The organism is Allobosea sp. OAE752, assembly GCF_050433265.1.
In the GTDB taxonomy this organism is placed as follows: Bacteria; Pseudomonadota; Alphaproteobacteria; order Rhizobiales; family Beijerinckiaceae; genus Allobosea; species Allobosea spartocytisi.
Map to the genome: position 1 here is coordinate 373,123 of NZ_JBNPXO010000003.1, position 15,593 is coordinate 388,715.

The window sequence follows — 15,593 nt, forward strand, 5'->3', positions numbered from 1 at the left end:
GATGGGTGCGCTCAACGGACAGGTCGTCGTCATAACCGCCGCGGGGCAGGGCATCGGTCGGGCGACCGCCGAAGCCTTCGGCCGCGAGGGCGCCATCGTCTGGGCGACGGATATCAACGAGGCGGCGCTGGCCGGGATCGAGGCCGGGCCACAATTGCAGCGCCGCAGGCTCGACGTGCTCGATGCAGCGGCCGTCGCCGCCTGCTTCGCCGAGATCGGCCGGGTCGACGTGCTCTTCAACTGCGCCGGCATCGTCCAGAATGGCACGGTGCTGGAGGCGAGCGAGGCCGATCTCGATTTCGCCTACGACCTCAACGTCAAGGCTATGACGCGCACGATCAAGGCCGCGCTGCCCGGCATGCTCGAACGCAAGGCCGGTTGCATCGTCAACATGGCCTCGGTCGCCTCCAGCGTGAAGGGCGTGCCGAACCGCTTCGCCTATGGCGTGACCAAGGCGGCTGTGATCGGCCTGACCAAGTCGATCGCAGCCGACTATGTCGCGCAAGGCATCCGCTGCAACGCGATCTGCCCCGGCACGGTCGAAAGCCCGTCCTTGCAGCAGCGCTTGAGCACGCAAGGCGACTACGAGGCGGCGCGCGCTGCCTTCGTTGCCCGCCAACCGATCGGCCGCATCGGCACGCCGCAGGAGATCGCCGATCTCGTCGTCTATCTCGCCGGCGCCACCTACACCACCGGGCAGGCTCACATCATCGACGGTGGCTGGACCATCTGACCGGCACACGCCCGAAACAGAAGAACAAGCGGGCGGGAACAGGAGGACAACGCATGAGTGAGGCCTCATCGCAGAAGCCCGCGAGCACGACGGGCAGCCGCTACCGCGCCGACGACCTCGTCGCCCTCGCACGCGGCCTGCTGGAACGCGCCGGTATGCCGGCCGACAAGGCCGCCGACGTGGCGGAGGTGCTGGTCGAGGGCGATTTGTTCGGCAAGTCGACGCATGGCCTTGCCTTGCTGCCGCTTTATCTGCGCGAGATCGAAACAGGCGGCTTGATGGTCGCGGGCGACCCGAAAGTTCTCAACGATTTCGGGGCATGCCTGACCTGGGACGGGCGCAAGTTGCCCGGTCCCTGGCTGGCGCGCCGCGCCACCGCTGCGGCTATCGAACGGGCGAAGCGTTTCGGCCTCGGCGCGGTAGCCATTCAGCGCAGCCACCACACCGCCTGCCTCGGCGCCTATCTCCAACCAGCCGTCGATGCCGGCTGCATGATGCTGCTCACGCTGACCGATCCCGGCCACAGCAGCGTCGCGCCCTTCGGCGGGGTGACGCCGGCGCTGACCTCCAATCCGATCGCTTTCGGCGCGCAGGCGCCCGGGGGGCCGATCCTGATCGACATGTCGACGGCGCTGATGACCAATGGCGGCGTCGCAGCGTTTCGCCAGCGCGGCGAGCCGCTGCCGCATCCCTTTCTAATGGATGCTCAGGGACGGTCGACCGTCGATCCGAATGTCATCGCTGCTGATCCGCCGGGCTCGATCCTGCCGCTCGGCGGCCTGGAGGCCGGGCACAAAGGCTTCTCGATCGGGCTCATCGTCGAGCTCCTGACCGGCTGTCTCTGCGGGCGCGGGCGGGCCGAGGGTGGCGACGGTTGGAGCGCGGCGGTGTTCATCCTCGTAATCGATCCGTCCGCCTTCGGCGGAGCTGATGACTTTGATCGACAGGTCGAAGCGCTCGTCGGCCTTTGCCGCGCATCGGCGCCGCGACCCGGCTTCGATCATGTGGATTTGCCCGGCTCTCGGGCGCTCGCACGGCGGGATTGGCAGCGAAGCGATGGCGTCCTGCTCTCGGCAGGAATTGTCGCGGGACTTGCCGAGAGCGCGAGGCGGTTCGGGTTCGTAATGCCGGAAACCGTCACCTGAAGTCATTCGAAGCAGCTTAGCCAATCTCAACAACAATATTGAGGGAACCCCAAATGACGATATCAATCGCGGCAGGCCGTGCCCCGGCCGAGCAAACCAATATCCGACGCGCGGTCGCGGCAGCGACGATCGGGACCATCATCGAATGGTTCGACTATGCGCTTTACGGAGCCGCTGCCGGCTTGATCATCAACAAGCTGTTCTTTCCCCAGTTCTCGGAATCCGCAGGCGTGTTGGCGGCTTTCGCGACCTTCGCCGTCGGCTTCTTCAGCCGGCCGCTTGGTGGCGTGCTGATCTCGCATATGGGAGACCGGTTTGGACGCAAGCCCGCTCTCATCTTCACGATCGCGCTGATGGGCGCGTCGACCGTGGCCATGGGATTGTTGCCGACCTATGCGCAGGCCGGTCTCTGGGCTCCGGTCCTCCTCGTCATCCTGCGCTTGCTCCAGGGCTTCGGGGCCGGTGCGGAATATGCCGGAGCGGTGACCTTGGTCGCGGAATATGTGCCGCCGGAGCGCAAGGGCTACTATACCGCCTATCTCCAGGCCGCGACGGTGGTCGGCATTATGCTCGCGACGCTGATGTTCCTGCTGGTGTCCTATCTGCCGGAGGAGACGCTGTTCGGCTGGGCCTGGCGCGTACCCTTCCTAATCTCGGCGCTGCTGTTCTTCGTCGCGCTCTATATCCGGAAGAACCTCGACGAGACCCCGGAATATGTCGCGGCGATGGAAAGGGCCGCCGAGAAGCGCCACGAGGCGCGCGTCCCGCTTGGTGAGTTGATCACCAAAAGCCCGAAGGAGCTGCTCTTCGGCTTCCTGTCGGTCACCGGCCACAATGCCAACGCCTATATCCTGAGCGCCTTCAGCCTCAGCTACATGACCAATACGCTCCATATGAGCCGCACGGATTCGCTGACCGCGGTGATGATTGCGACGCTCACAGGCATCGTCCTGACACCGCCGATGGGGGCGCTTGCCGATCGTGTCGGCCATGCGCGAGTCTATCTCTTTGGCGCGATTTTTGTTTTCCTCTACGCATTCCCGATGTTCGCGCTGCTCGATACGAAGAATGTCGTGCTCGCCTCGATCGCGCTCAGCATCGGATATGGCATCGGCTTCGCCGGGCTCGCCAGCGCCCAGGGCGCGTTCCTCGCGAACCTGTTCCCGACGCGCTACCGCTTCTCCGGCATCGCGATGACGCGCGAGTTGAACAGCTTGCTCATTGCCGGGCCCACGCCCTTCATCGCCTCGGCGCTGGTCGCGCAAGCCGGCGGCAAGCCGATCTTGGTCGTCGCCTATCTGATGCTCTGCTGCGCGATCAGCGCGATTGCGATTATCGCGGTGCGTTCGCGCTCTTTCGAGCGTGGGTCGGAGTAACAGCATATTGGCAAGGACCGGTTGGCTGCGGCGTGCGTTCAGGGCGGAGGACGATGCTTCGCCGGATGCCGTCGCATCCAAACTCGCCAAGATTCGCCGGGGCCCTTTGGAGGGCGCCGCGCTACGCCACTTATTGCCGCACTCAGCGGACGCCAGGTGAAACGAGGTGGCCTGCAGCCGGTTTCGTGGGCACCGAGATTGGGTGTTTCATGAAACCGGAGGTGGCGTATGCGGCGAAGACAGTTTGGGCGTGAGCTCAAGATCGAGGCGGTGCGCCTGATCAAGGATCGCGGAGTGAGTGTGGCGCAGGCGTCTCGGGATTTGGATGTCCATGAGAACCAGCTTCGCAAATGGGTGAAGCTCTTTTCTGCCGATCCTGCTCAGGCTTTTCCAGGCCATGGTCAGATGAAGCCGGAGCAGCTTGAGATCGAGAAGCTGCGGCGAGAGGTGGCCAAGCTCAAGGCGGAGCGCGACATCCTAAAAAAAGGCCGCAGCCTACTTCGCGAAGGACGTGACATGAGGTTCACGTTCATTGCGAAGCACCGGGGGATCTGGCCGGTGGCATGGCTTTGCGAAGCGCTGGATGTGTCGCGCTCGGGCTTCCATGCCTGGCTCAACCGATCACCGAGCCGGCGTGCACGCGACGACGAGGAGATCGGCAACTGGTTCGGATCGGACCTATGGTGCCAGGCGTGTCTGGCGGGACGTGCTGGCGGAAGGCGTCGATTGCGGCCTGCATCGCATCGAGCGGCTGATGCGTGCCCAGGCTTTGCGTGCCAGGCCGCGTCGGCGCAGCCTGCCCGGGGTTGATGGCCAGCGATCGACCATCGCGCCGAATAGGCTCGGCCGGGAGTTCCATGCCGAGCGTCCGAACCAGCGCTGGATCGCGGACTTCACCTACATATGGACCGCGGAGGGTTGGCTCTACGTTGCAGCCGTCATCGACCTCTTCTCCCGCCGGGTGGTGGGCTGGTCGATGAAAGCCGAGATGACCGCCGGGCTCGTGACCGATGCGCTGATGATGGCGATCTGGCGCCGGGGAAAGCCTGATGCCCTGCTGCACCATTCGGATCAGGGCAGCCAGTACGCCAGCGAGCCGTTCCAGAAGCTCATGGCCGACAACGGCGTCACCTGCTCGATGAGCCGCTCCGGCAATGTCTGGGACAATGCCGCGATGGAGAGCTTGTTCGCTGCTTCGCGCGGCCCTTCGGGTCTCATCGCTGAACACAGAGCGGATCAGAGGCAGGGTTTACCGGACACGCGACGATGCTCGTGCCGACGTGTTCGATTACATCGAACGGTTCTACAACGCTGTTCGTAGGCACTCGACCATCGGCTACATCAGCCCGGTCGAGTTCGAAAAGAAGGTGAGATTAGCCTAACCACATGTCCACGAAACCGGCGGCAGGCCACTTCACGGAGCTTGTGGAGTTCGGCTCTCCATGATCCCGCACCTGGCTTCGCCGCTGAAAAGCGTGAACCCGGTTCGCAACCTGCATCCGCACGATCACGCCGCAGGCCACACTCCTAGCTGCCCTCGATGCCCCGCTTCCGGCGCAGTGCCTGGACAAGCACAGCTCCCTTCACTGCGAGGAGGAGGAGGAAGGTGAGGATCATGATGATGAAGGCGGCTGCGGCGATGGCCGGGCTGATGTTCTCGCGCAGGGAGGAGAACATCTGTCGGGCGAGCGTCGTCTGGTTGGGGCCGGCGACGAACAGCGTGATCACCACCTCGTCGAGCGAGGTGGCGAAGGCGAAGACCGCGCCGGTGAGGATGCCCGGCATGGCCAGCGGCAGGGTCACATTCCGGAAAACATCGACCGGGGAGGCGCCGAGACTGGCCGCCGCGCGCTCCAGCGCCGGGTCCATGCTGGCGAGCGAGCCCGAGACATTGACGAGGACGAAGGGCACGCACAGCACGGCATGCGCGATGATCACCCCGAGATAGCTCGAGGCCAGCCCCATGCGGGCATAGAGGATCTGCATGCCGACGCCGAGCACGACCGCCGGCACCACCATCGGCAGCAGAAAGATCGAGCGCAGCAGCCCCGAAAAGGGCACGAGCTCACGCCTCAGGCCGAGCGCCGCCAACGTCCCGATCACCGTCGCGACGACGGTCGCGCCCGTACCGATGATCAGCGAATTGACGATCGCGCGGGTCCAGGCCTGGCTTTCCGCCAGCGCCCCGAACCAGCGCATCGAGGGGCCGCTGATCGGATAGACGAGGAAGACGCTGTCGGTGAAGGCCAGCGGGAGGATTGCGACCAGCGGCAGCAGCAGGAAGGCGACAGCCAGAGCCCCGAAGGCGAGCCGCAGCGCGTTGAAGGCCGCGCCGCCCGGACGAACCGCGGCGACGCTCATGCCGGCACCAGCGGCGTGCGCGAGAGCCGGTTGTAGACGATGTAGAGCACGGTCGTCGGCACCAGCAGGAACAGGCCGAGCGCACCCGCCATCCCCCAATTCGCCGTTCCGGTGGCGTAGAAGGCGATGACCGAGCTGATCATCTGATCACCCGCTCCGCCGGTCAGGGCCGGGGTGATGTAGTAGCCGAGCGCCACCATGAAGACGAGCAACGAGCCCGAGAGCAGGCCCGGCATGGCGAGCGGCAGCAGGACGTGGCGAAAGGCCTGCAGCGGCGCGGCGCCCAGCGCCGCGGCGGCCGGCATCAGATTGCGCGGGATCGCGATCAGGCTGGCATAGATCGGCAGCACCATCAGCGGCAGCAGCACATGCGTCATCGCGATCAGCACGCCGGTGCGGTTGTAGATGAGCGCAAGCGGGGAATCGATCAGCCCGATCGCCCGCAGCATCTGGTTGATGAGCCCGTTATCCTGCAGCAGGATCAGCCAGGCCGCCGTGCGCACCAGCAACGACGTCCATAGCGGCAGCAGCACGGCGATGAGCAGCGCATTGCGCTTCCAGCCCGTCACGCTCGCCGCCAGCATCGCGAAGGGCAGCCCGATCGCGGCGCAAAGCAGCGTGACCTGTGTCGCGATGGTGAAGGTGCGCAGCATGATCGCGCGGTTGACGGCGAAATCGGGCTCGACCGGCTCGATCCGCGCCTCGTCATTGCGCTTGAGGTCGACCGCCGCCAGCAGGTTGGCGTCGGTATAGGCCGGCATGCTGCGCTTCAGCGCCAGCCAATAGCCCTGATCGCTCCAGCGCGGATCGACGGCCTGAAGATCGATCGCATCGGTTTCGCCGCTCTCCCGCACCGCACGCGCCGTGCGCGGGAGAAGCGTGCGGAAGCCGGCCTGCTGACTGTTGAGCGTCCGCACGGCATCGCCGAAGCGCTCCTGCGGCGTATCGGCCCGCAAATCCCGGACGAGCGCCGCCTGCAGCGGGGCCGGCGGCGGGCCGCTGCCGTCCCAGCTCGCGATCGCGATCGCCGTCTGGGGGAAGGCCAGGCGCACGGTGCCGCCCTGCACCGCAGTCGAAACCATCATCCAGAGCGGCCAGAGGAAGAACAGGCCGAGGAAGATCACCAGCGGCAGGATCAGCAGCAGGGCTTTGAGGCGCGCGCTCATGGCGCCACCAGGGAGCAATCGCCCTGGGCGAAGCTGGCGAATGCCTTGCTGCCGATCGGCGGCGCCGCATCGCGTCGCCCGGCCCGGGCGACGAGCCGGCTCTCGCCGCAGGCGAGGTGCAGGCGAATGTGATCGCCATGATAGACATGGTCCTCGATCGTCACCGGCAAGGCGTTGGCAGCGGCGGCATCCTGCACGAGATGCAGCATTTCCGGACGAACCGAGATCATCACGTCGTGGCCGGTCTCGAAGGCCGCCGCGCTGTCGCAGGTCACGCGCGCACCGGATGCGAGCAGGATCGTCGCGGTCTCGCCCTGGCGCTGCGAGACACGCCCGGCGAGCAGGTTCGTCTCCCCGATGAACTCGGCGACGAAGCGTGTCCGCGGCCTGTCATAGAGGCCCGACGGCGTATCGAACTGCTCGATCTTGCCGCGGTTGAGCACGGCGACACGGTCCGACATGGTCAGCGCCTCGCCCTGATCATGCGTGACGAAGATGACCGTCAGCCCGAGTTCACGATGCAAGGCGCGGATCTCGAGCTGCATATGCTCGCGCAATTGCTTGTCGAGCGCGCTCAGCGGCTCATCCATCAGCACGACCTTGGGCTCGTAGACGAGGGCGCGGGACAAAGCGATGCGCTGCTGCTGGCCGCCGGAGAGCTGCGAGGGCTTGCGGTCGGCGAGATGGCCGAGGCGCACCAGCTCGAGCGCGCGCTTCACCCTTGCCTCGCGCTCGGCCCGGGCGACGCCGCGCATCTTGAGCGGAAAGCCGACATTCTCGGCGATCGTCATATGCGGGAACAGGGCATAGTTCTGGAAGACCACGCCCATCTCGCGCTTGTGCGGCGGCAGATGCTCGACACGCCGCCCATCGACATGGATGCTCCCGCCGGTGGGGGTCTCGAAGCCGGCGAGCATCATCAGAAGTGTCGTCTTGCCCGAGCCCGAAGGGCCGAGAAGGCTGACGAACTCGCCCTGCGCGACATGGAAGTCGAGCGAATCGACCACCGTGACCGTGCCGAATACCTTGCTGATGGCCTCGAAATGAATGAACGGATTCGAATCTCGCAAAGGATCAATCTTCTCGTGACGGATGAGGCGAAGCCGTCTTGGCCGCGGCGAGGAGCCCTTCGCAAGGACGATGCCACACCGGGCGATCGGCTGGAGCGACCTCGGACGCACGTGGCGCGCCCGGGGGCTCTCTGCATGAAGCACGGCGAAGCGGAGACGGCTGCTGGCCGCCCCGCTCGCCGATCCGCTTGCCGACCTACTTGCCGACCCAGGCGTTGAAGCGCTTGGTCAGGTCTTCAATGTTGTCGTTCCAGTAGTCGACGTCGATCGCGATCGCATTCTCGAGATTCTGCGGCGCGGTCGGCAGGTCCGCGGCGAGGTCGGCCGGGACGGCGGCCGCGGCGGCCTTGTTGGGCAGGCCGTAGGCGATGTCCTGCGGCAGCTTGGACTGGTTTTCCGGCAGGCTGGCGAAAGCGATGAAATCCATCGCCTGGTCCTTGTTCGGGCTGCCCTTCAGGATCACCCAGCTATCGACCGCGTAGATGCTGCCCGGCCAGACGGTCTTGAACTTGGTGCCCTCGGTCTTGTTGATGCCGCTGATGCGGCCGTTATAGGCCGAGGTCATCACGACCTGCCCGGATTTCAGCAGTTGCAGCGGCTGCGCGCCCGACTCCCACCAGACGATATCGGACTTGATTTCGTCGAGCTTCTTGAAGGCGCGGTCGACGCCGCCCTTGTCGCGCAGCACCTTGTAGACGTCCTTCGGCGCGACGCCATCGGCGATCAGCGCGAATTCGAGCGCATATTTCGGCCCGCGACGCAGGGCCCTCTTGCCCGGGAACTTCTTGGTGTCCCAGAAATCCGCCCAGGAGGTCGGCGCGGTCTTCAGCTTCTCGGAATCGTAGGACAAGAGCGTCGACCAGACGATCGCCCCGACGCCGCAATCGCTGACGGCGCTCGGCAGGAACTTGTCCTTGCCGCCGAGCTTGTTCCAGTCGAGCTTTTCGTAGAGGCCGTCGGCGCAGCCGATGGCGAGCTCGTCGGCCTCGACCTGCACGGCGTCCCAGTTCGGCGTCCCCGCCTTCACCTTCGCCTGGACGACGCCGACGCCGCCATCCCAGGATTCGTCGAGCACCGGCTTGCCGGTCTTCTCGGCGAAGGGCTTGAAGTAGATCTTGCGCTGCGCGTCCTGGTAGTTGCCGCCCCAGGAGACGACGGTGAGGTCGCGGGCAGCCGCCGTGCCGAGGCCGGCGAGCATCAGTCCAGCCGCGAGCGTCGAGCCTGCGAATAGGGCCTTCAACGATGTCATGGTCTTCTCCCGTTCTGATCCGGCTGCTCCGCCCCTCGCGGAATGCCGGCTACCTTGCCCGTATTGGACCTCGCTTCGCAGCCTCACGCTACGGAAATCTTCTTGCTGATCAGGCGCCGATCTCGCTCAACAATTGCGCGGGCGCCAGACGCAGCGCCGCCGCGCGGCGGTGCCCTTCGAGCCCCTCGCTGGCGCTCTGGCGCATGGCCGGCGGGGCCACGGCCGCGACGCCACGCTCGTCCAGCCATTGATGCGTGCAGGTCTTGAGGTAGGAGCCGACCCAGAGGCCGCCGGTATAGCGCCCGGCCGCCATGGTCGGCAGCGTGTGGTTCGTGCCGCAGCATTTGTCCGAATAGACCACGCTCGCGGCAACGCCGATGAAGATCGAGCCGTAATTGCGCAGCTTCGCGGCCGTTGCATGCGCATCGCGCGTATGCACCTCCAGATGCTCGGCGGCGATCTGGTCGGAATAGGCCAGCATCGTCGCCTCGTCGGCACAAACGGCGATCTCGCCATAGTCGCGCCAGGCCGCGGCGGCGACCGGCGCCGTCGAGAGGTTGCCGAGCTGGCGCTCGATCTCGACGAGCACCTTCTCCGCCAGGCCGCGATCCGTGGTGATCAGGCCGACGCGGGTGCGCACGTCATGCTCCGCCTGTGCCAGCAGATCGACCGCGATCGTCACCGCATCGCCGGTCTCGTCGGCGACGACGAAGATCTCGCTCGGCCCGGCGAGCTGATCGATGCCGACCAGGCCGAAGACCTGCCGCTTGGCCTCGTTCACATAGGCGTTTCCCGGGCCGACGATCTTGTCGACCGCGGGGATGCTTTCGGTGCCGAAGGCCATGGCGGCGATCGCCTGCGCGCCGCCGACGCGGAAGATCCGGTCGGCGCCTGAAAGGTGACAGCCCGCGATCATCGCCGGATGCGCTCCCGGGGGCAGGCAGGCGACGACCTCGTCGCAGCCGGCGACCTTGGCCGGCACGATCGTCATGATCGGCGCCGAGAGCAGCGGATAGCGTCCGCCCGGCACATAGGCGCCGATGCGCGCGATCGGAATGATGCGATGGCCGAGATGCAGCCCCGGCAGCGCCTCGATCTCCAGGGGAAGCAGCGTCTTGCGCTGCGCCTCGGCGAAGGCCCGCACACGCTCGATGGCGAATTCCGTATCGGCACGGGTCTGCTTCTCGAGCCCGTCGAGCGCAGCGGCGCGCTCCGCCGGCGTGATCTCGAAAGCCTCGATATCGAGCTTGTCGAACTCGCGTGAATAATGCCGCAGAGCGTCGTCGCCATCGCGCCGCACACGATCCAGAACGGCCTTCACCGTGGTCTCGACGGGAGTGTTGTCGCTCCAGGCGCTGCGCTGGGGGGCCTTGATGCGCGTGATCCGGGCGTCCAGGGCGGGGGCGGAGTTGGGCATGCGGCGTGTTCCAGTGGGCGGGAATGGGCGGCAAGCTTCCCCGCCGCATGGCAGCGACGCAAGGAGGGCACCTGGGTGTGTTGAAGATAATCACCAATTGCGCTCAGATGCGGCGCCCGCATGAAGGAGGCCTTCCATGAAAATCGGCGACCGGTTGAGGGAGCTGCGCCAGCGCCGCAAGCTCAGCGTGCGCGCCGTCGCCCTGCGCTCGGGCGTGTCCCACTCTTCGATTTCGCTGATCGAGCGGGACCTGATCAGCCCGTCCCTCGACACGCTGCATGCGGTGCTCGACGCGCTCGGCACGACCCTATCGGGCTTTTTCCTGGATTTTAATGCGATGTCGCCGCCAAATCCGTTCTGCCGAGCTGCGGAGATGGCGGAAATCGGTCGTGCGGACGCCATTTCCTACCGCGTGATCGGGACCGGATTCCCCAACCGCTCGATGCTGATGCTGCATGAAACCTACGCTCCCGGGGCCGATACGGGCGAGGCCTTCTTTCATTCGGCCCAGGAGGGCGGCCTCGTCATCCGCGGCGCGGTCGAGGTGACCGTCTCGGGCCGGACGGCGATCCTGCACCCCGGCGATGGTTATTATTTCGACAGCCGCGAACCGCACCGCTTCCGCAATGCAGCCGACGAGCCGAGCGAGATCGTCAGCGCCATCACGCCCCCCACATATTAGCCGCGAGGAGATTGCCGCCAGAGAGGCTGGTCAGGATCTCCTTCCGGTTGACGGCGAAGGCGGTCGCCTCGCGCATCTTGATGTCGGTGAACGGCTTGCAAAGACGATTCAATTAGGGCTCGGCTATGCCCCGAACATGGGCTTCGGGGACGGATTCGACTGGCGATGGCGATGGCGACAGGACAGGCCGATGTCATCGTGCTCGGAGCCGGCATCATCGGCGTCAGCACCGCCCTGCATCTGCAGGAGCGCGGCCGCACCGTCCTGCTGGTCGATCGCGGCGAGCCGGGAGCCGAAACCAGTCATGGCAATGCCGGGCTGATCGAGCGCTCTTCCGTCGTTCCCTATGCCTTTCCCCGCGATCTCGCGACACTCGCCGCCTTCGCCTCGAACCGCTCCATCGCCGTGCGCTACCGGCCGGCGACATTGCTGCGGATGGCGCCCTGGCTGGCGCGCTACTGGTGGAACTCGGCGCCGGACCGACTCGACAGGCTGGGCCGCGCCGTCCTGCCCCTGATCGAGCGCAGCATCGACGAGCACCGGCACTGGACGAAAGCCGCCGGCACGGAGGCGCTGATGCGGAGCGAGGGCTGGATCGAGCTCTATCGCGACCCGCGCGCCCTCGCCCAGGCGGTTCGAACGGCGGCAGAGCTGAGTGGCTACGGGCTTGCTTATGACGTGCTCCAGCGTGAGGCCCTGCGCAGCCTGGAGCCTGCCTTGCTGCCCGATGCCGCAGCCGGCGCCGTGCATTGGCGCGATCCGGTGACGGTCCGCGATCCCGGCGCGGTGACGCGCGCCTATGCCGAACTCTTCTCCGCGCGCGGCGGCGCGCTGGCGAAGGCGGATGCGTTCGCCTTGCGTCAGGAAGGCGCGGAATGGCACCTCCCAACCAATGCCGGAACCTGGCGGGGCTCCGAGGTCGTCGTCGCGCTGGGGCCCTGGTCAGGCGATGTCTGTAAAGGCTTCGGCTACCGTTTCCCGCTCGGCTTCAAGCGCGGCTATCATATGCATTACGCCGCCGCGGACGAATCGGCGCCGCAATATCCGCTCTGCGATGCGCAGGCGGGTTTCGTTCTGAGCCGGATGCAGCGCGGCATTCGCCTGACCACCGGCATCGAGCTGGCCGGCCGCGACGAGCCGTCGGACACTTGGCAGCTCGATCGCGCGGAGAAGATCGCACGGCGGATCATGCCGCTCGGCCAGCGTCTCGATGCCGAGCCCTGGCGCGGCGCGCGCCCTTGCCTGCCCGACATGCTGCCGATCATCGGCCGGGCTCCCCGGCATCGCAGCCTGTGGTTTGCATTCGGCCACGCTCATCACGGCTTCACCTTGGGTCCGGCCACCGGTCGGCTTCTGGCGGAAGCGATGACCGGCACCCCACCCTTCTGCGATCTCAAGCCCTTCGCGGCCGATCGCTTCTAGGCGCATCATCGCCCCAAGGGGCAGGCCACGGCCACGGCTGAGCTGACGGCCGCCTGGATCCGCATTATGGTGCCGGCGCTTGAGCTCACCGGGGCTGCGAGCAGCCCGCCTTGCCTCCTCTCGACGCTTCCCCGAAAGCCCAGATGCGCCTCCTCCTCATCAACCCGAATACGATGCCGGAGATGACGGCGCTGGTCGTGCGGGCTATCCAGCCGCATCTGCCGCCGGAGACGACGCTCGTCCCGGTCACGGGCCGCTTCGGCGCGCAATACATCGCCAGCCGCAGCGCCGCCGCCATCGCGGCCCATGCGGCGCTCGACGCCTTCGCCGAGCACGGCGCGGATTGCGACGGCGTCTATCTCGCCTGCTTCGGCGATCCCGGCCTCCTCGCCCTCAAGGAGCTGGCGCGCGTGCCCGTGATCGGCATGGCGGAGGCATCGAGCCGGCTCGCGGCCCGGCAGGCGGAACGCTTCTCGATCGTGACCGGCGGCGAGCGCTGGGGGCCGATGCTGCGGGAGTTCCTCGGCTCGCTCGGGCTTGCTGGCCGGCTCGCCGCGGTCGAGACCGTGGCGCCGACCGGCGCCGACATCGCGCGCGATCCCGACGGCTCTGTCACCCTGCTCGCGGAAGCCTGCAACCGGACCGTGGCGCGTGACGGTGCCGGCGCCGTCATCCTCGGCGGAGCCGGGCTCGCCGGCCTTGCCGCGCGCGTCCAGCCGCATGTCTCCGTGCCGGTGATCTGCTCGGCCGAGGCCGGAGTGACGATGCTGCTCGAAACGCTGCGAGAGCCGCCGGCGAAACCGCAGAGCGGCGATTTCGCCCTCCCCGCCCCCGTCGGCAGCACCGGCCTCTCCGACAGCCTCTCGCGGCTGCTGGCAAACCCCTGAAGCGTCACCCCTTCGCGGCGAGCGAGACGCCGTTGAGTTCCGCGATCCAGTCCGAGATCATCGGCACGTAATCCCCGCCCCGCCCGCCGGCGACGGCGGTGGCGTAGCTGTTCTTCACGGCATTGCCGATCGGGTTCGCGACGCCGGCCGCATTGGCGACGCCTTCCAGATAGCGCACATCCTTCAACGCGTTGACGAGGGTGAATTTGTGCGCGTCGCGGTCGCGCTCCAGCACATATTGCATGAAGGTCTGGTAGAAGCCGCAATCCATCCGGCTGCCCCGGATCACACTGTCGAAGGTCTGCGGCGTGATGCCGATCTTCTGACTGAGCGTCAGCGCCTCGGCATAGATCGCGGCATAGCCCATCGAGAGGAAGTTGTTGATCAGCTTCATCTTGTGCCCGTCGCCGACCGGACCGAGATGGACGATCTTCTGCGCCCAGGCCTCGCAGGCCGGCCTGATCCGGGCGAACACCTCGGGCGCGGCGCCGATCATCGCCGAGAGCTGGCCCTGCGCGGCCTGGGCCGGCGTGCCGCCGAGCGGCGCATCGGCAAGGTGCAACCCCTTGGCCTCGAGCTCGGCGGCGAGCCGGACCGTGACGGTCGGATCGGAGGTCGAGCAATCGACCACGATCGTGCCGGGCTTCGCCCCGGCGATGATGCCGCTCTCGCCCTTGAGCACCTCCTCGACCTGCGCCGAGCCGGTGACACACAGGAAGATGATGTCCGAGCGCGCCGCCAGCTCCGCCGGCGTCTTCGCCTCGACGGCGCCGGCCGCAACGAGATCCTCGACCGGCTTGCGGTTGCGGTGACCCATCACGGTCAGGGAGAAGCCCTTCGCGACCAGATTGGCGGCCATGCCCTGGCCCATCAGCCCGACGCCGATAAAGCCGATCGCTTCCTTGCCAGCGCTCATTTTCATATTCTCCTGCTTGTCTGTATGAGTATGCGAACGGCAGAGATATCGACGAAACGACTGGCTTCGGGACGCTTGACGAGGCCAGCCCTTGACCTGGACCCCTGATGAACGCCGACGGCCCGTCCCCGCCAAGCCCCACGCCCCCCGCCGGCCGCAGCCGCGTCACTCTTCAGATCATCGCCGACCATCTGTCGGTCTCGACGGCGACGGTCTCGCTGGCCCTGCGGGATTCGCCGCTGGTCGCCGAGGCGACGCGCGGCCGCGTGCGCGAGATCGCGCGCCAGATGGGCTACAGCTACAACCGCAGTGCCGCGGCGCTCCGCACCGACCGCACCAACATCATCGGCGTCGGCTTTCACGACATCACCAATCCGTATTTCGCCGAGCTTCTGGCGGCGATCGACGGAGCCACGGCAGCCTATGGCCGCTCGATCCTGCTCGGCACCTATGCCGAGGATCTTGAGCGGCAGGAGCGCGTGCTGAACTCCCTGGCCGAGTACAGGCCCGACGGGATGATCCTCTGCCCGGCGGGCGGCAGCACGGCCGACAGCCTGCGCCACCTCGTCGATGCGGGCGTGCCCATCGTGCAGCTCTCGCGCGAAGTGCCGGGGCTCGGCCTCGATTTCGTCGGCGCGGACGACCGCCATGGCATCCTCCAGGCGATGGAGCATCTGATCGGGCTCGGCCACCGCCGGATCGCCTTCCTCTGCGCCAATGAGAGCATCTCGACCGGGCGCAACCGCTATCACGCCTATCGCGAGGGCCTGACGGCTCATGGCCTGTCGATCGACCCCGCGCTGATCTATTTCGCCTACGGCACGCGCGAGAACGGGCTCAAGGGCATCCAGCAGGTGCTCGACGCTCCCGCACCGCCGACCGCCGCCATCTGCATGAACGACCTCTCGGCCTTCGGCGCGATGCTCGGCCTGCGCCATCGCGGACGCGAGGCCGGCGTCGACTTCTCCATCGTCGGCTGCGACGACGTGAAGGAGGCGGCCCAATGGTTTCCCGCGCTCACCACGATCCACAATTTCCAGAACCAGATGGGCGCCAAATCGGCGGAATTCCTGCTGCGCCGCATCGCCGAGCCCGCCGCGCCGCAGCAGCGCCTGCTGCTGACGCCCGAACTCGTCCTGCGCGGGACGACCTGTCCGCCCCGCTGAGCC

At 66.8% G+C, this 15,593-nt stretch carries 14 protein-coding genes and 1 pseudogene; 8 read left to right on the forward strand and 7 right to left on the reverse strand.

Going from position 1 to position 15,593, the window contains the following annotated elements:
• Window position 1: 1 nt before the first annotated feature.
• The 4 genes and pseudogenes from GGC47_RS10920 to GGC47_RS10935 all read left to right on the forward strand — a co-directional run bounded on the left by GGC47_RS10920 (window position 2) and on the right by GGC47_RS10935 (window position 4,636).
• The gene (locus GGC47_RS10920) at window positions 2–733 is read left to right on the forward strand and encodes an SDR family oxidoreductase (RefSeq protein WP_133564872.1); all 732 of its coding nucleotides are present in this window, start codon (window positions 2–4) and stop codon (window positions 731–733) included.
• A gap of 53 nt (window positions 734–786) precedes the next feature.
• Window positions 787–1,878 (forward strand): Ldh family oxidoreductase, encoded by a 1,092-nt coding sequence (locus tag GGC47_RS10925; protein ID WP_142022090.1) that lies wholly within the window; start codon window positions 787–789, stop codon window positions 1,876–1,878.
• A gap of 53 nt (window positions 1,879–1,931) precedes the next feature.
• Window positions 1,932–3,254, forward strand: a complete 1,323-nt coding sequence (locus GGC47_RS10930; protein ID WP_142022091.1) for an MFS transporter — start codon at window positions 1,932–1,934, stop codon at window positions 3,252–3,254.
• A 228-nt stretch (window positions 3,255–3,482) separates the two neighbouring features.
• Window positions 3,483–4,636 (forward strand): annotated as a pseudogene (locus GGC47_RS10935) (IS3 family transposase).
• A gap of 145 nt (window positions 4,637–4,781) precedes the next feature.
• Here the strand turns inward: GGC47_RS10935 and GGC47_RS10940 are convergent.
• From GGC47_RS10940 to hisD, 5 genes are all read right to left on the reverse strand, one after another.
• Window positions 4,782–5,615: an ABC transporter permease gene (locus GGC47_RS10940; RefSeq protein ID WP_142022092.1), complete on the reverse strand. Its 834-nt coding sequence runs from the start codon at window positions 5,613–5,615 to the stop codon at window positions 4,782–4,784.
• A complete protein-coding gene (locus tag GGC47_RS10945; protein WP_142022093.1) occupies window positions 5,612–6,781 on the reverse strand; it encodes an ABC transporter permease in 1,170 nt (389 codons plus the stop codon). Before GGC47_RS10945 ends, GGC47_RS10940 begins: the two co-directional genes overlap by 4 nt.
• On the reverse strand, window positions 6,778–7,851 hold the full coding sequence (locus tag GGC47_RS10950; RefSeq protein ID WP_142022094.1) for an ABC transporter ATP-binding protein: 1,074 nt from the start codon (window positions 7,849–7,851) through the stop codon (window positions 6,778–6,780). Before GGC47_RS10950 ends, GGC47_RS10945 begins: the two co-directional genes overlap by 4 nt.
• Window positions 7,852–8,047: 196 nt before the next feature.
• A complete protein-coding gene (locus GGC47_RS10955) occupies window positions 8,048–9,049 on the reverse strand; it encodes an ABC transporter substrate-binding protein (RefSeq protein WP_051988178.1) in 1,002 nt (333 codons plus the stop codon).
• A gap of 160 nt (window positions 9,050–9,209) precedes the next feature.
• A complete protein-coding gene (hisD, locus tag GGC47_RS10960) occupies window positions 9,210–10,517 on the reverse strand; it encodes a histidinol dehydrogenase (protein ID WP_112763601.1) in 1,308 nt (435 codons plus the stop codon).
• Between the two features lie 136 nt (window positions 10,518–10,653).
• On the opposite strand from hisD, the gene GGC47_RS10965 reads away from it, so the two are divergent.
• Window positions 10,654–11,199 (forward strand): cupin domain-containing protein, encoded by a 546-nt coding sequence (locus GGC47_RS10965; RefSeq protein ID WP_142022095.1) that lies wholly within the window; start codon window positions 10,654–10,656, stop codon window positions 11,197–11,199.
• Here GGC47_RS10965 and GGC47_RS10970 read toward each other — a convergent pair.
• Window positions 11,180–11,311 (reverse strand): hypothetical protein, encoded by a 132-nt coding sequence (locus tag GGC47_RS10970; protein ID WP_260368441.1) that lies wholly within the window; start codon window positions 11,309–11,311, stop codon window positions 11,180–11,182. The two genes, GGC47_RS10965 and GGC47_RS10970, sit on opposite strands and share 20 nt — an antisense overlap.
• 59 nt (window positions 11,312–11,370) lie before the next feature.
• Between GGC47_RS10970 and GGC47_RS10975 the strand changes: the two genes are divergently transcribed.
• Together GGC47_RS10975 and GGC47_RS10980 are read left to right on the forward strand one after the other, a co-directional pair.
• Window positions 11,371–12,621, forward strand: coding sequence for an NAD(P)/FAD-dependent oxidoreductase (locus GGC47_RS10975; RefSeq protein ID WP_142022184.1), 1,251 nt, complete (start codon window positions 11,371–11,373; stop codon window positions 12,619–12,621).
• A gap of 143 nt (window positions 12,622–12,764) precedes the next feature.
• Window positions 12,765–13,508, forward strand: a complete 744-nt coding sequence (locus GGC47_RS10980; RefSeq protein WP_142022096.1) for an aspartate/glutamate racemase family protein — start codon at window positions 12,765–12,767, stop codon at window positions 13,506–13,508.
• A gap of 4 nt (window positions 13,509–13,512) precedes the next feature.
• Here the strand turns inward: GGC47_RS10980 and GGC47_RS10985 are convergent, their stop codons facing one another.
• Window positions 13,513–14,559, reverse strand: a complete 1,047-nt coding sequence (locus GGC47_RS10985) for an NAD(P)-dependent oxidoreductase (RefSeq protein WP_429068005.1) — start codon at window positions 14,557–14,559, stop codon at window positions 13,513–13,515.
• On the opposite strand from GGC47_RS10985, the gene GGC47_RS10990 reads away from it, so the two are divergent.
• Window positions 14,532–15,590, forward strand: a complete 1,059-nt coding sequence (locus GGC47_RS10990; RefSeq protein ID WP_038363641.1) for a LacI family DNA-binding transcriptional regulator — start codon at window positions 14,532–14,534, stop codon at window positions 15,588–15,590. The two genes, GGC47_RS10985 and GGC47_RS10990, sit on opposite strands and share 28 nt — an antisense overlap.
• The last annotated feature ends 3 nt before the right edge of the window (window positions 15,591–15,593 follow it).

Excerpts from the sequence above, each read along its gene's own strand:
- GGC47_RS10920 (WP_133564872.1), top strand. The coding sequence starts at position 2 with ATGGGTGCGCTCAACGGACAGGTCGTCGTCATAACCGCCGCGGGGCAG.
- GGC47_RS10925 (WP_142022090.1), top strand. The coding sequence starts at position 787 with ATGAGTGAGGCCTCATCGCAGAAGCCCGCGAGCACGACGGGCAGCCGC.
- GGC47_RS10930 (WP_142022091.1), top strand. The coding sequence starts at position 1,932 with ATGACGATATCAATCGCGGCAGGCCGTGCCCCGGCCGAGCAAACCAAT.
- GGC47_RS10940 (WP_142022092.1), bottom strand. The coding sequence starts at position 5,615 with ATGAGCGTCGCCGCGGTTCGTCCGGGCGGCGCGGCCTTCAACGCGCTG.
- GGC47_RS10945 (WP_142022093.1), bottom strand. The coding sequence starts at position 6,781 with ATGAGCGCGCGCCTCAAAGCCCTGCTGCTGATCCTGCCGCTGGTGATC.
- GGC47_RS10955 (WP_051988178.1), bottom strand. The coding sequence starts at position 9,049 with ATGCTCGCCGGCCTCGGCACGGCGGCTGCCCGCGACCTCACCGTCGTC.
- hisD (WP_112763601.1), bottom strand. The coding sequence starts at position 10,517 with ATGCCCAACTCCGCCCCCGCCCTGGACGCCCGGATCACGCGCATCAAG.
- GGC47_RS10965 (WP_142022095.1), top strand. The coding sequence starts at position 10,654 with ATGAAAATCGGCGACCGGTTGAGGGAGCTGCGCCAGCGCCGCAAGCTC.
- GGC47_RS10975 (WP_142022184.1), top strand. The coding sequence starts at position 11,371 with ATGGCGACAGGACAGGCCGATGTCATCGTGCTCGGAGCCGGCATCATC.
- GGC47_RS10980 (WP_142022096.1), top strand. The coding sequence starts at position 12,765 with ATGCGCCTCCTCCTCATCAACCCGAATACGATGCCGGAGATGACGGCG.
- GGC47_RS10990 (WP_038363641.1), top strand. The coding sequence starts at position 14,532 with ATGAACGCCGACGGCCCGTCCCCGCCAAGCCCCACGCCCCCCGCCGGC.